Source organism: Chlamydia caviae GPIC (assembly GCF_000007605.1).
Taxonomy (GTDB): domain Bacteria; phylum Chlamydiota; class Chlamydiia; order Chlamydiales; family Chlamydiaceae; genus Chlamydia; species Chlamydia caviae.
The window spans coordinates 879071-891339 of record NC_003361.3 but is presented as its reverse complement, the minus strand read 5'-3'; the positions used below and the strand labels follow the sequence as shown (position 1 = coordinate 891339).

The window sequence follows — 12269 nt, the reverse complement described above, 5'->3', positions numbered from 1 at the left end:
GTGTTAGAGCGTATCTTCTTGCAATAGGGAATTTTCTACAGGGATATCTTCTTCTTCATAACTAGGTAATAAAGAAGCAGCAGGATTATCAATAGAAGAAGGATCTTCTATCTTATGCACGGAAGAAGCTACTTCTAAATCTTCGAATTTTCTTAGAGTTGGCAATATCCTGCGTTGTAGACTAGAGGACATATCGTTGTAGCTTTGCACAGCATTATTAAGGTTTTTCCCAACCTTATGAAAATGATTAAAGACTACATGCAAGCGATGATGTAGCTCTTTTCCTAACTGACCTATCTCTTGAATTTGTTTTTGTAGATTTTCCTGTTTCCACATATGAGCAACAGTTTTTAGTAAAGCCAGCAAGGTTAAAGGTCCTGATAAAATGACATTAGAGGTTGCTGCAACATCGATAAGCTCGGGAGCAATACGCAGAGCATCATTAAAAATACTCTCCCCAGGAAGAAAAAGAATCACAAATTCTGGGGAAGAATGAAATTTTTCCCAGTAGCTTTTTGATTTTAGAGTTTTGATATGATCTTTTATCTTTCCTACAAGATCAGACTTGTTAGAAGTATTTTGAGAAAAATAGGTTTCTGAAAATGGAGCTTTCGAATCAATAATCAAACAGCGCTCGTTAGGAAGACGGATGATCATATCAGCACGTGCTGACCCTTGAGCATCGGTAACCTGAGTTTCATAATCGCAATACTTCAGCATGCCGGAAAGTTCCAAAATTCTTTCTAATTGGATTTCTCCCCAGCGACCTCGTGATCCTGGATGCTTTAAAATGTCCGTAAGAGCTTGTGTTTCTTTCTCTAGCTTTTTCTCAGCGGCAAGAAGATGGGTGATTTGCTCCTTTAATGAACCGCGATCTTCAGCATGCTTAGACTCAAAAGTTTCTAAGTTTTGCTTAAAAGCTGTCAGAGTAGCTTGAACAGGAGTCAATATAGACTCAATAGTTTTGGATTTTTCAGAAAAGTAACTCTGTGTTTCTTCTTTCATCTCTTTGATAAGAGATTGTGAAGATACCGCAAGCTTATTACTGAAATCTTCCATGAGTTGTTCTTGGCGACGCGATAAATCTAAAGAATTTTTAAGAAGCTCATTTTCGTGTTCTAAATTTCTCTGCAACTTCATCTGAGAAGATTCTCTTTTCCGATAGTAAAGAGACGATAAAGACAACCCCAAGCCAAAGGCAGCAAGGGCAATAGTAATCTGTGTTGTGGAGAAATCTATCATTGACGTTTCTTTTTTCTTTGATATGTGATCGCAAAAATAGGGAAAACTACCAAAACATATAGCCAAGAGACTAAGAAAAATACTTCGGTAAAGTGATCAACAAGACCTAGGAAAAATAAGCATGCTACTAATCCTGTAGCGACGACAAGTAAAAAAGAAGATACTTTAAAACGTAAGTTTTTGATTCCAGGGAACTTCCACGGAGAGATCATTAAACTTCCAATAAAAAGTAGCCCTAAAGAAATCAAAACAGCACGTACTTGTACAGGTAATACCGTTGAGAAATCAGAAGCTACAAATAAAGCTAAAGATACAACGCACGCCGCCGCCGCAGGAATAGGCAAGCCAATAAAACACGAATGCCGTGTCGCATCTCCAGGGTTTTTAGAAAATAAATTATAACGAACTAATCTTAAGACTCCACATAGAGAGTAAATAATAGAAGTTACAAGAAGAAGCGAGGAAAAGAACCCTCCAGCATACACACCATCAAGGCTTTTAATTGCAATGAGTGGCGGTGCTATACCAAATGTCACAGCATCAGAAAGAGAGTCAAATTGTGCGCCGAAAGCACTTTCTGCTTTCATAATGCGTGCAATAGCGCCATCAGAAAAATCTGCAATCATCGCACTGATTAATAAAAGCGAAAGTCCCTGTAGACGGTGCAAGAGTTCTACAGACGATGACGTTTTTAAAACACTCTTAAAAATAATAAAAAGTCCACAACAGAGGCCGAAAGCTGTAATGGCATTGGGAGTCACTACACGACGCTTGCCTCGGATTTCTGGTTCCAATTCTGCCATGAGGATTCCTGAAGTTCGTTATGGCTTTAGCATAATATATTCATCTAAAATCAACAAGGTTTTGCCGAAAAGATCATTGCGTATCTAAGTGGAAAAAATGCTCCTCAGAAGCGGATTTTTTTCCAGAGAATGAGACTACTTTTCAATTGCACGAAACGCTGTCTATTCCTATATATGGTATACAAGCACATAATGTTTCACTACATATTGGGTTTTCTGGAAGAAACGTCTTCTGGAGAAGGGAGAGCTTTCTCTAAGTTTTTTGATCTTCAATTACGAAAGTTCGTCTTAACTTTTCCTAAGTGTTTAGCCGAATTCTATTATTGCTTGGAAATACTTATTTGAATCGAAAATACAGCTGTTAGGGGATGACATATGGTCGAGGTAAAAGAGAAGAATTATACTATTGTGAAACGTAATGGCATGTTCGTCCCCTTCAATCAAGATCGGATATCTCAAGCTTTAGAAGCTGCTTTTCGTGATACACGTAGTTTAGAAAATAACTCTCCTTTGCCTGAGGATTTAGAAAATTCTATTTCCGACATTACGCATCGAGTTGTTAACGAGGTAATGCAAAAGATTAGAGAAGGGCAAGTTGTTACCGTCGAGCGTATTCAGGATATGGTAGAAAACCAGTTATATGTAAATGGTTTGCAAGACGTTGCTAGAGATTATATTGTTTATAGAGATCAGCATAAAGAGCAGCGCGAAGGATCTTGGCATTGCGTTTTGGTAAGACGTAGGGATGGAAATGCTGTAAAATTCAATCCTATGAAAATTTCTGCAGCCTTAGAAAAAGCTTTTAGGGCTACGCAAAAAAATACGGATACTCCTTTTCAAGAAACTCTTGCTGAGATCAATGATTTGACTAATAAAATTGTTGAAGAAATCTTAGTGGTTTGTTCTCAAGAAAAAACTGTCGATATAGAAGTCATACAAGATATTGTTGAAAAACAACTCATGGTAGTTGGTCATTATGATGTTGCGAAAAACTATATTTTATATCGAGAAGCACGTTCTAGAATCCGTGAAAGTAAAGAAAACGTTGCTACACAAGAAAGTATTGAAGAAGTTTATGATGTTGTTAGGGAGGATGGTAGTACTTACCAAATAAACAAAGCTCAACTAACTGATAAATTTATTTGGGCGTGCCAGCGATTCCCTGAAACCACAAATCCCCAGACGCTAGCTTCTATGGCATTTGCAAATTTCTATTCTGGAATCAAAGAAGCAGAAATTGTTAAGGCCTGTATTATGGCAGCTCGAGCAAATATCGAAAAAGAACCTGATTATGCTTATGTAGCGGCAGAGTTGCTTACCGATGTTGTCTATCAAGAAACTATGGGCAAAAGCGCAACAGATTCTGATCTTGCTGAAGCACAAAAGCAATGTTTTAAAAACTATATTCTTAATGGGGAAGAATATCGATTAAATCCTCGTTTAAAAGAGTATGATCTTGATGCCCTTGCTGAAGCTTTAGATATATCTAGAGATCGTCAGTTCTCTTATATGGGAGTACAAAATCTTTATGATCGTTATTTCAACCAGCATGAAGGACGTAGATTAGAAACCGCGCAGATTTTTTGGATGCGTATTTCCATGGGGCTTGCATTAAACGAAGGTGAAGATAAGACTTCGTGGGCCATCACTTTCTACAACCTACTATCTACATTCCGCTATACTCCAGCAACACCTACGCTATTTAATTCTGGAATGCGCCATTCACAATTAAGCTCTTGTTATTTATCCACTGTACAAGATGATCTTGCGCATATTTATAAAGTCATATCAGATAACGCTATGCTTTCTAAATGGGCTGGAGGTATCGGTAATGACTGGACAGGGGTACGAGCTATAGGTTCTTTAATAAAAGGAACCAATGGTAAAAGCCAAGGCGTGATTCCTTTCATTAAAGTCGCCAATGATACAGCGATTGCTGTGAATCAGGGGGGTAAGCGTAAAGGCGCTATGTGTGTATATCTAGAGATATGGCATCTAGATTACGAAGATTTTCTAGAACTAAGAAAAAATACTGGTGATGAGCGCCGACGTACTCACGATATCAATACAGCAAGTTGGATTCCTGATTTATTTTTCAAACGTTTAGATCAAAAAGGGACGTGGACCTTGTTTAGTCCCGATGATGTTCCTGGTTTACATGAGGCTTATGGTTTTGAATTTGATAAGCTTTATGAAGAATACGAAAGAAAAATCGATAACGGAGAAATTAAGTTATACAAAAAGATTCCTGCTGAAGATTTATGGCGTAAGATGCTGAGCATGCTTTATGAAACTGGGCATCCTTGGTTAACATTTAAAGATCCTTCAAATATCCGTGGTGCGCAAGATCATGCTGGGGTTGTGCGTTGTTCAAACTTATGTACGGAGATTTTGTTAAATTGCTCAGAAAATGAAACAGCAGTTTGTAATCTAGGTTCTGTAAACTTAGTAGAGCATATTGAAAATGGCGATATCAATGAAAAGAAACTCGCAGAAACCATCTCAATAGCTATTCGCATTTTAGATAACATTATTGATCTTAACTTTTATCCAACTCCAGAAGCAGCTAATGCAAACTTGTCTCATAGAGCGGTGGGCTTAGGGCAGATGGGCTTCCAGGATGCTCTTTATAAACTCAATATTAGCTATGCTTCTCAAGAAGCTGTAGAGTTTGCTGATAAAAGTGCTGAATTGATTGCATATTATGCAATACTATCTTCTAGTTTATTAGCTAAAGAACGGGGGACATATAGCTCTTATAAAGGATCTAAATGGGATCGCGGTTATCTACCTCTAGATACTGTAGAGCTATTAAAAGAATACCGCGGTGAAGAAAATGTTCTTATGGACACCTCGTGTCGTAAGGATTGGACACCTGTTCGTGAAGCTATCAAAGCTTATGGGATGAGAAATAGCCATACTATGGCGATTGCCCCAACAGCAACGATTTCTAATATTATTGGAGTTACCCAATCCATAGAGCCTACGTATAAGCATTTGTTTGTGAAATCCAACCTTTCCGGAGAATTTACAATTCCTAATGTGTATTTGATAGAACAGCTCAAGAAATTAGGCATATGGGATGCCGATATGTTAGATGATTTGAAATATTTCGATGGGTCTCTATTAGAGATTGAACGCATTCCCGATGATTTGAAAAAAATCTTCCTTACAGCGTTTGAGATTGAACCCGAATGGCTTATCGAATGTGCTTCTAGAAGGCAGAAATGGATAGACATGGGACAGTCTCTCAATTTATACTTGTCGGAACCTAATGGTAAAAAACTTTCTGCCATGTATCTCACAGCATGGAAAAAGGGACTGAAAACTACGTATTACTTAAGGTCCTTGGCAGCTACTTCTGTAGAGAAATCATTTACTGATGTTAACAAACGAGGCATCCAACCTCGATGGATGAAGAATAAGTCCGCTTCTACGAGTATTGTCGTAGAAAGAACTAAGAGCACTCCTGTCTGTTCTCTCGAAGAAGGTTGCGAATCTTGCCAGTAATACACAAGAGAAGGATGGAAACAATGGAAGCAGATATTTTAGGCGGCAAATCAAAGCGAGTCCAATTAAATAGTAAACGCTTGGTGAATTGTAATCAGGTAGACGTGAACCAGTTGGTCCCGATTAAGTATAAATGGGCGTGGGAACATTACTTAAATGGGTGCGCAAATAACTGGCTGCCGACAGAAGTTCCGATGGCTCGTGATATTGAATTATGGAAATCTAACGATCTTTCGGAAGACGAACGTCGAGTCATTCTCTTAAACCTAGGGTTTTTCAGCACTGCGGAAAGCTTGGTAGGTAATAACATTGTCCTAGCTATTTTCAAACACATTACCAATCCTGAAGCACGTCAATATTTATTGAGACAAGCTTTTGAAGAAGCCGTGCATACCCATACTTTTCTTTATATCTGTGAGTCCTTGGGGCTAGATGAGGGAGAAGTTTTCAACGCCTATAATGAACGTGCAACTATTAAGGCTAAGGATGATTTCCAAATGACCTTGACTGTAGATGTTCTGAATCCTAATTTTTCCACAGATTCTGTAGAGGGCTTACGTCAGTTTATTAAGAATTTAGTAGGCTACTACATCATTATGGAAGGGATTTTCTTCTATAGTGGTTTTGTAATGATTCTTTCTTTCCATCGTCAAAACAAGATGACTGGGATAGGAGAACAGTACCAGTATATCTTACGAGATGAAACTATTCATTTGAATTTCGGTATTGATCTTATCAATGGTATTAAAGAAGAGAATCCCGAAGTGTGGTCTCAAGAACTTCAAGATGAAATCATAGCCCTCATTCAAAAAGCAGTAGATCTAGAAATCGAATATGCTAAAGACTGCTTGCCACGGGGTATTTTAGGACTAAAATCTTCAATGTTCATTGACTATGTTCGTCATATTGCCGATCGTCGTTTAGAAAGAATTGGTTTGAAGCCTATTTATTATTCTAAAAATCCTTTCCCATGGATGAGTGAAACTATCGATCTTAATAAAGAGAAGAACTTTTTTGAGACTCGCGTAACGGAATACCAAACTTCTGGGAACTTAAGCTGGTAGTCCTTATCTGAAATAGTTTTTATAGATATTTTGACGACTTTCAGTAATCTCTGAAAGTCATTTTTTTATATCTAGGAATCGTTTTTAATCTTTTTTCTCTTGAAAAGAAAATCCTTAGAGAAAACTGAAAGAGCTTTTATAATTTCCTGAGATATAAGTTCTTATTATTATTTCACAATGAAACCGCAAAATTTAAAAGTTCCTTTTTTTTGGGAAGAACGTAGTACTGAAATAAAGGATAATGTTCTCTATATTCCCAATCACTATTTCAAACACGATCAATTCATCATGCCCTCTTGGGAAGAATTTTTTGGAAATAACAACCCCATTTCTTGTGAGCTTTGCTCAGGAAATGGCGATTGGGTAGTCTCCCAAGCGCAAAATATGCCCCAGATGAATTGGATAGCTGTTGAAAAGCGCTTTGATAGGGTGAGGAAAATCTGGTCGAAAATGCATAATTTTCAGGTCAGTAATTTGCGGATTGTTTGTGGGGAAGCACAGACATTTTTTCGTCACTATCTTAAAAATGAAATCTTACAACGTATAGTTGTTAACTTCCCTGATCCATGGCCAAAGTCTCGTCATCGTAAACACCGTTTATTTCAAGATGAGTTCATGAACGATGTTGTTAGGGTGTTGGTAGAGTCTGGAATTTTAGTTCTTGCTACAGACGATAAGAACTATCTTGTTGAAGCTATCAAGATGATGAGACAATGTTTACTGCCTACAATCGAAGATCCTTATTATTGTAAAGTGTTGGATAACTACGGAGATTCTTGGTTTGAAAGGTTGTGGAGATCTAAGGGACAGGAGATTTTTTATACAGAATTTGTAAAGAAAGTTGGGATATAGCTGACTTGAACAGCTGACCTTCACGATGTCAACGTGACGCTCTAACCAACTGAGCTAATACCCCAAACTTGCGTGTAATGTTATCGAGAAAAGAGTATCTTTGCAATAGGCTTATTGATGTTTAAAGGAATAGAGTTGCTTCAAGGAAATGTTGTTCAATTATCTCATGAAATTTTTCAAAAAGTTCTTACTCCTGGTGACACCGTTGTTGATGCTACTTGTGGTAATGGTAAAGACTGCTTGATTTTAGCCCGACTATTGAAAGGAAAAGGGAAGCTGATAGCTTATGATGTGCAAAAGGAAGCTTTAAACAGAACGGCTCTTTTATGTTCAAAATCTCTATCTCCTGAAGAGAGGTCTGTTATAGAATTTAAAGAAATGTCTCACGAACATATCAACGAGGCAGGAGCTAAGTTATTTCACTATAATTTAGGCTACCTCCCAAACGGGGATAAACGTATTACGACTTTAGAAACTACAACGATGCTTAGTATTCAGAAAGCACTCGATTTAGTTGCTCCTCAAGGTGTGATTACTGTTGTATGTTATCCAGGTCATGAAGAGGGATCGCATGAGATGGTATCTATTGAGAAACTTGCGATTGGATTAGATTCTAGGTTATGGGAAGTGGGATCTTTCTATATTATGAATAGGAACAAGGCTCCAAGGCTCTTAATTTTCCGCTCTCTTAAGGTAGGCGATAAGGGATGATACGAATTTCTTCTTCTAAGCTAATTCCCTGAGATCTTAGCTTGTCTTGAACCATGCGGATAAGCTCTTTCACTTCGTGAGAAGTGGCTCTTCCCGTATTCACAATGAAATTGGCATGCTTCAGAGATATTTGAGCCCCTCCTAAAGAGACGCCTTTTAAACCTGCCTCGTCTATCAGCTTGCCCGCACAGTTTCCTGGGGGATTACGGAAAATACATCCGACAGAAGGTTGTTGATAAGGTTGAGAGAGTAGCCTACTTTCAAGTAGATCTTTGGCAATTTGTAAAGAGGAAGAATTTTTAGATATGCGGAAGGTTGCTGATAAGATAAATTCGTTGTGATTCTGAAAACGTGATTTTCGATAACCGAATTCTAATTCTTCATTCCGATATGAAAGAATTTCTCCCTTAGAATTAATCACCTCGACACTTTCCACTACTGAGGCAGTGTCTTGTTTGCCAGTACCAGCATTCATAAATATCGCACCCCCAACAGATCCAGGAATGCCTACGGCAAATTCTAAACCTGAATATCCTGATGAGGCAAGGGTTTTACCTAAAAAAGAAAAAGACATTCCTGAATACGCTTTGATAGTGGTATCTGAAAGAAATTCTTTTCCTTGGATGCTGTTATATAAAACAAAACCGTCAAATCCTTGATCATCAAATAGGCAGTTAGAACCTTTACCTACAATAATGAAAGGATAATTGTGACTATATAAAAATTGAATGACCCGCTGAGCTTCACTCGTTGAGTGAACCTCTTTAAAGTAATTGGCAGGACCTCCAATACGAAATGTGGAGTACTTACTTAACCAAACACCTCGACGAACTGAGAAAGGAAAATGAATAACGGTAGATTCTTTCACATTTAGGATTCCGATTAAGTTTTAGATGTGGTTAAGCCTGACAACATAACGGAATTTCTTGATGTGCTACGGGCATAGCTAAACGAAAAATATCATTTAAAACTGCATGAACAAATGTGCACGCCTCAATATAGCTAAATTTTTTTACCAGTCTTGTAGCTTCAGCAATTAAAATAGCAGTATTTATAGGCTGACCATGGAAATGTTCAAAAAGCGTTAAACGCAAAACATTTTTCTCCATCAAAGTCAATTTCTCAAGGGAGGTGTTTTTCACTGTTTGAGCAATTAATAAATCCAATTCGGAAGACTTTGCAAGGATTTCTTTTGAAAAACTTAAAGCAGTAAAAGCGTGTCTTTGAGTCACAGCAGTCTCAGACATTAAAAGAGGAACAAGACTCTCTTCGCATGAAGGATCCATACCCAGAGCGTAAAGCATCTGTAGCACAATCTCCCGCATTTTTTGTTTGGGGAGGGGACGAGAAATCTTGACGTAAGACCCTAAGGAGCTTTCAGGGGTCAGCGTAGACATTATGACACCAAAACAACGATGTTTTATTAGTTATATAGTTATAAAAATACACTTTCAGTTTGCTAAATCAGGAACTTAGTATAGAAAGATGCGGAATGAGAAAGCATTAAGGTTATATTTTAGAAAGTTTTAAATGCAACGAAAAATCATACTTCCAGACGTGCTTACAGAGCTTTTTTTATTAAAAGTTCTGTAAAGATAAATTTTTAAAATATTGGGTTTCTTTAAATAGGGAGACTAAGAAGTTGGTAGACAAAGCACCAGACAAAGGGATTTCAATTGCTTTTCTTTTATGGATGCTCTAAGATCTTAGCTTTCTTGTCTAGGTAAGGGGAGAATTATTTCTATAGATTTTCCCCGTGGCAAGGTACTGGCCTCTGATCATTTAAAGAATCGTGTTAACGAGTAATCGGGATAGAGTGTGGCATTAAATTTAAAAATTAACAGACAGATACGAGCTCCTAAAGTCCGTCTTATAGGTTCTTCTGGTGAACAACTAGGCATATTGAATACCAAAGATGCTTTAGATTTAGCTAGAGAAGCTGATTTAGACCTTGTGGAAGTTGCTTCAAATAGTGAGCCTCCCGTGTGTAAGATCATGGATTATGGCAAGTATCGCTATGACCTGACGAAGAAAGAAAAAGATTCTAAGAAAGCCCAGCACCAAGTGCGCATTAAAGAAGTCAAATTAAAGCCAAATATTGACGAAGGCGACTTTTCTACAAAGCTAAAACAAGCAAGGGCTTTTATTGAAAAAGGAAATAAAGTAAAAATTACGTGTATGTTCCGAGGTCGTGAGCTTGCTTACCCAGAACATGGGCACAGAGTTGTGCAAAAGATGAGCCAAGGTCTCGAAGACATCGGATTCATGGAATCCGAACCAAAATTAAATGGCCGTTCGTTAATTTGCGTAATGGCTCCAGGAACGGTTAAAACTAAGAAAAAGCAGGACAAAATCAATGCCCAAGATGAAAAGCAATAAATCCGTTGCGGCGCGTTTTAAGTTGACAGGTTCTGGTCAGTTAAAAAGAACCCGCCCAGGGAAGAGGCATAAGTTATCAAAAAAATCTTCGCAAGAAAAACGCAACCTATCCAAGCAACCTTTAGTAGATAAGGGTCAGGTAGGGATGTATAAGCGAATGATGCTTGTTTAAGAATAAGGGAATTTTATTATGGTGAGAGCAACAGGTTCAGTAGCTTCCAGACGCCGTCGTAAGCGTGTATTGAAACAAGCTAAAGGTTTTTGGGGAGATAGAAAAGGGCACTTTCGTCAAAGCCGATCCTCTGTAATGAGAGCTATGGCATTCAATTATATGCATAGAAAAGATCGCAAAGGCGATTTTCGTAGTCTTTGGATAGCTCGTCTTAACGTAGCTTCTAGAATAAACGGTCTATCCTATAGCCGTTTAATTAACGGCTTAAAATGTGCCGGAATCGATTTAAATAGAAAAATGCTATCGGAAATGGCTATTCATAACCCTATGGGTTTTGCAGAAGTAGCTAATCAAGCTAAAAAAGCTTTAGAGGCAACTATTTAAGGAATTAATCTCATGATGATTCAAGAGGAGCTTGAAGCTACAAAGCAACAATTTTGTATTGAGTTAGATCAAGTTCACTCTTCAAAAGATCTTTTCGATCTAAAGGTTCGCTATTTAGGAAAGAAAGGTCTTTTTCGTTGTTTTGCAGATAAGTTAAGGGAGTGTCCTTCGGACCAAAAGGCTCTAATGGGTGCTTCCATAAATGCTTGTAAAACCTATATCGAGGATTTAATCCGAGATAAAAATAACGCTATTCTTCTAGCAGAAGAATCCGCAGAATTTCTCAAAGAAAAAATCGATATCACACTACCAGGAGAACCTCAATGTCCTGGAGGGAAGCATATTGTCAAAAAAGTTTTAGACGATGTTGTGGATATCTTTGTTCATTTAGGATTTTGTGTTCGCGAAGCTCCAAATATTGAAAGTGAAGAAAACAACTTTTCCTTACTCAATTTTGAAGAGAACCACCCTGCTAGACAAATGCATGATACTTTTTATCTAGATGCTAAAACAGTATTACGCACACACACATCTAATGTTCAGGTTAGAGAACTAAGTAGAGGGGAACCTCCTATTAAAGTTGTCGCTCCAGGCTTGTGTTTTCGTAATGAAGATATCTCAGCCCGTTCACATGTTATTTTTCATCAGGTAGAGGCATTCTATGTTGATCGTAATGTAACACTTTCTGACTTGACAGAGATGTTGACGGAGTTTTACCATACATTTTTCGAAAGGAAAATAGAGTTGCGTTTAAGACACAGCTACTTTCCTTTTGTTGAGCCGGGAATAGAAGTTGATGTCTCTTGTGAGTGTCAGGCTGCAGGATGTTCCCTTTGTAAACATACTGGTTGGCTGGAAGTGGCTGGAGCTGGTATGATACACCCTCAAGTTTTGCGCAACAGCGGTGTTGATCCTGAAACCTATACAGGGTATGCTGTTGGCATGGGTATCGAAAGGTTAGCCATGTTAAAACATGGAATCTCGGATATCCGTCTTTTCTGTGAAAACGACCTAAGGTTTTTACAGCAATTTTCTTAAGGAAGAATGGCAGAGCGGTTTAATGCACCTGTCTTGAAAACAGGAGACCTGAAAGGGTCCGGGGGTTCGAATCCCTCTTCTTCCGTTTCTTTGTAAATATCAGTCTTTTAGCTC

12 protein-coding genes and 2 tRNA genes are annotated in these 12269 nt (G+C 38.0%); 9 read left to right on the top strand and 5 right to left on the bottom strand.

Going from position 1 to position 12269, the window contains the following annotated elements:
• Positions 1–3: 3 nt before the first annotated feature.
• Both CCA_RS03920 and CCA_RS03915 read right to left on the bottom strand, forming a co-directional pair.
• Positions 4–1242 carry a DNA recombination protein RmuC gene (locus tag CCA_RS03920; RefSeq protein ID WP_011006734.1) on the bottom strand — a complete coding sequence of 413 codons (1239 nt, stop codon included), beginning with the start codon at positions 1240–1242 and terminating at the stop codon, positions 4–6.
• A complete protein-coding gene (locus tag CCA_RS03915; RefSeq protein ID WP_011006733.1) occupies positions 1239–2045 on the bottom strand; it encodes a CDP-alcohol phosphatidyltransferase family protein in 807 nt (268 codons plus the stop codon). Before CCA_RS03915 ends, CCA_RS03920 begins: the two co-directional genes overlap by 4 nt.
• A 375-nt stretch (positions 2046–2420) precedes the next feature.
• On the opposite strand from CCA_RS03915, the gene CCA_RS03910 reads away from it, so the two are divergent.
• The 3 genes from CCA_RS03910 (at position 2421) to trmB (ending at position 7471) form a co-directional block, all read left to right on the top strand.
• Complete coding sequence (locus CCA_RS03910; RefSeq protein ID WP_011006732.1) at positions 2421–5555, top strand: ribonucleoside-diphosphate reductase subunit alpha; 3135 nt, start codon at positions 2421–2423, stop codon at positions 5553–5555.
• A gap of 23 nt (positions 5556–5578) precedes the next feature.
• Positions 5579–6619 carry a ribonucleotide-diphosphate reductase subunit beta gene (locus CCA_RS03905; RefSeq protein ID WP_011006731.1) on the top strand — a complete coding sequence of 347 codons (1041 nt, stop codon included), beginning with the start codon at positions 5579–5581 and terminating at the stop codon, positions 6617–6619.
• 177 nt (positions 6620–6796) lie between these two features.
• On the top strand, positions 6797–7471 hold the full coding sequence (trmB, locus tag CCA_RS05270) for a tRNA (guanosine(46)-N7)-methyltransferase TrmB (RefSeq protein ID WP_011006730.1): 675 nt from the start codon (positions 6797–6799) through the stop codon (positions 7469–7471).
• Here trmB and CCA_RS03900 read toward each other — a convergent pair.
• Positions 7462–7535, bottom strand: a tRNA-Val gene (locus CCA_RS03900). The two genes, trmB and CCA_RS03900, sit on opposite strands and share 10 nt — an antisense overlap.
• 53 nt (positions 7536–7588) lie before the next feature.
• Between CCA_RS03900 and CCA_RS03895 the strand changes: the two genes are divergently transcribed.
• Positions 7589–8182: a tRNA (mnm(5)s(2)U34)-methyltransferase gene (locus CCA_RS03895; RefSeq protein ID WP_041462228.1), complete on the top strand. Its 594-nt coding sequence runs from the start codon at positions 7589–7591 to the stop codon at positions 8180–8182.
• Here the strand turns inward: CCA_RS03895 and murB are convergent.
• Both murB and nusB read right to left on the bottom strand, forming a co-directional pair.
• Positions 8160–9050, bottom strand: a complete 891-nt coding sequence (gene murB / locus CCA_RS03890) for a UDP-N-acetylmuramate dehydrogenase (RefSeq protein WP_011006728.1) — start codon at positions 9048–9050, stop codon at positions 8160–8162. The genes CCA_RS03895 and murB overlap by 23 nt on opposite strands.
• Before the next feature lie 31 nt (positions 9051–9081).
• Positions 9082–9579 carry a transcription antitermination factor NusB gene (nusB, locus tag CCA_RS03885; RefSeq protein WP_011006727.1) on the bottom strand — a complete coding sequence of 166 codons (498 nt, stop codon included), beginning with the start codon at positions 9577–9579 and terminating at the stop codon, positions 9082–9084.
• A 421-nt stretch (positions 9580–10000) separates the two neighbouring features.
• On the opposite strand from nusB, the gene infC reads away from it, so the two are divergent.
• From infC to CCA_RS03860, 5 genes are all read left to right on the top strand, one after another.
• On the top strand, positions 10001–10561 hold the full coding sequence (gene infC / locus CCA_RS03880) for a translation initiation factor IF-3 (RefSeq protein ID WP_011006726.1): 561 nt from the start codon (positions 10001–10003) through the stop codon (positions 10559–10561).
• On the top strand, positions 10539–10733 hold the full coding sequence (gene rpmI, locus CCA_RS03875) for a 50S ribosomal protein L35 (RefSeq protein ID WP_011006725.1): 195 nt from the start codon (positions 10539–10541) through the stop codon (positions 10731–10733). The genes infC and rpmI overlap by 23 nt, the downstream gene beginning before the upstream one ends.
• An 18-nt stretch (positions 10734–10751) precedes the next feature.
• A complete protein-coding gene (rplT, locus tag CCA_RS03870; protein ID WP_011006724.1) occupies positions 10752–11117 on the top strand; it encodes a 50S ribosomal protein L20 in 366 nt (121 codons plus the stop codon).
• Between the two features lie 12 nt (positions 11118–11129).
• Entirely contained in the window at positions 11130–12155 is a 1026-nt protein-coding gene (gene pheS / locus CCA_RS03865) for a phenylalanine--tRNA ligase subunit alpha (protein ID WP_011006723.1), read from the top strand.
• A tRNA-Ser gene (locus tag CCA_RS03860) sits at positions 12156–12240 on the top strand.
• Positions 12241–12269 lie beyond the last annotated feature (29 nt).

Bases quoted from the DNA above. Each gene is read 5' to 3' on its own strand.
- CCA_RS03915 (WP_011006733.1), bottom strand. From the start codon at position 2,045: ATGGCAGAATTGGAACCAGAAATCCGAGGCAAGCGTCGTGTAGTGACT.
- nusB (WP_011006727.1), bottom strand. From the start codon at position 9,579: ATGTCTACGCTGACCCCTGAAAGCTCCTTAGGGTCTTACGTCAAGATT.
- rpmI (WP_011006725.1), top strand. From the start codon at position 10,539: ATGCCCAAGATGAAAAGCAATAAATCCGTTGCGGCGCGTTTTAAGTTG.
- trmB (WP_011006730.1), top strand. From the start codon at position 6,797: ATGAAACCGCAAAATTTAAAAGTTCCTTTTTTTTGGGAAGAACGTAGT.
- CCA_RS03905 (WP_011006731.1), top strand. From the start codon at position 5,579: ATGGAAGCAGATATTTTAGGCGGCAAATCAAAGCGAGTCCAATTAAAT.
- pheS (WP_011006723.1), top strand. From the start codon at position 11,130: ATGATGATTCAAGAGGAGCTTGAAGCTACAAAGCAACAATTTTGTATT.
- CCA_RS03895 (WP_041462228.1), top strand. From the start codon at position 7,589: ATGTTTAAAGGAATAGAGTTGCTTCAAGGAAATGTTGTTCAATTATCT.
- CCA_RS03920 (WP_011006734.1), bottom strand. From the start codon at position 1,242: ATGATAGATTTCTCCACAACACAGATTACTATTGCCCTTGCTGCCTTT.
- CCA_RS03910 (WP_011006732.1), top strand. From the start codon at position 2,421: ATGGTCGAGGTAAAAGAGAAGAATTATACTATTGTGAAACGTAATGGC.
- rplT (WP_011006724.1), top strand. From the start codon at position 10,752: ATGGTGAGAGCAACAGGTTCAGTAGCTTCCAGACGCCGTCGTAAGCGT.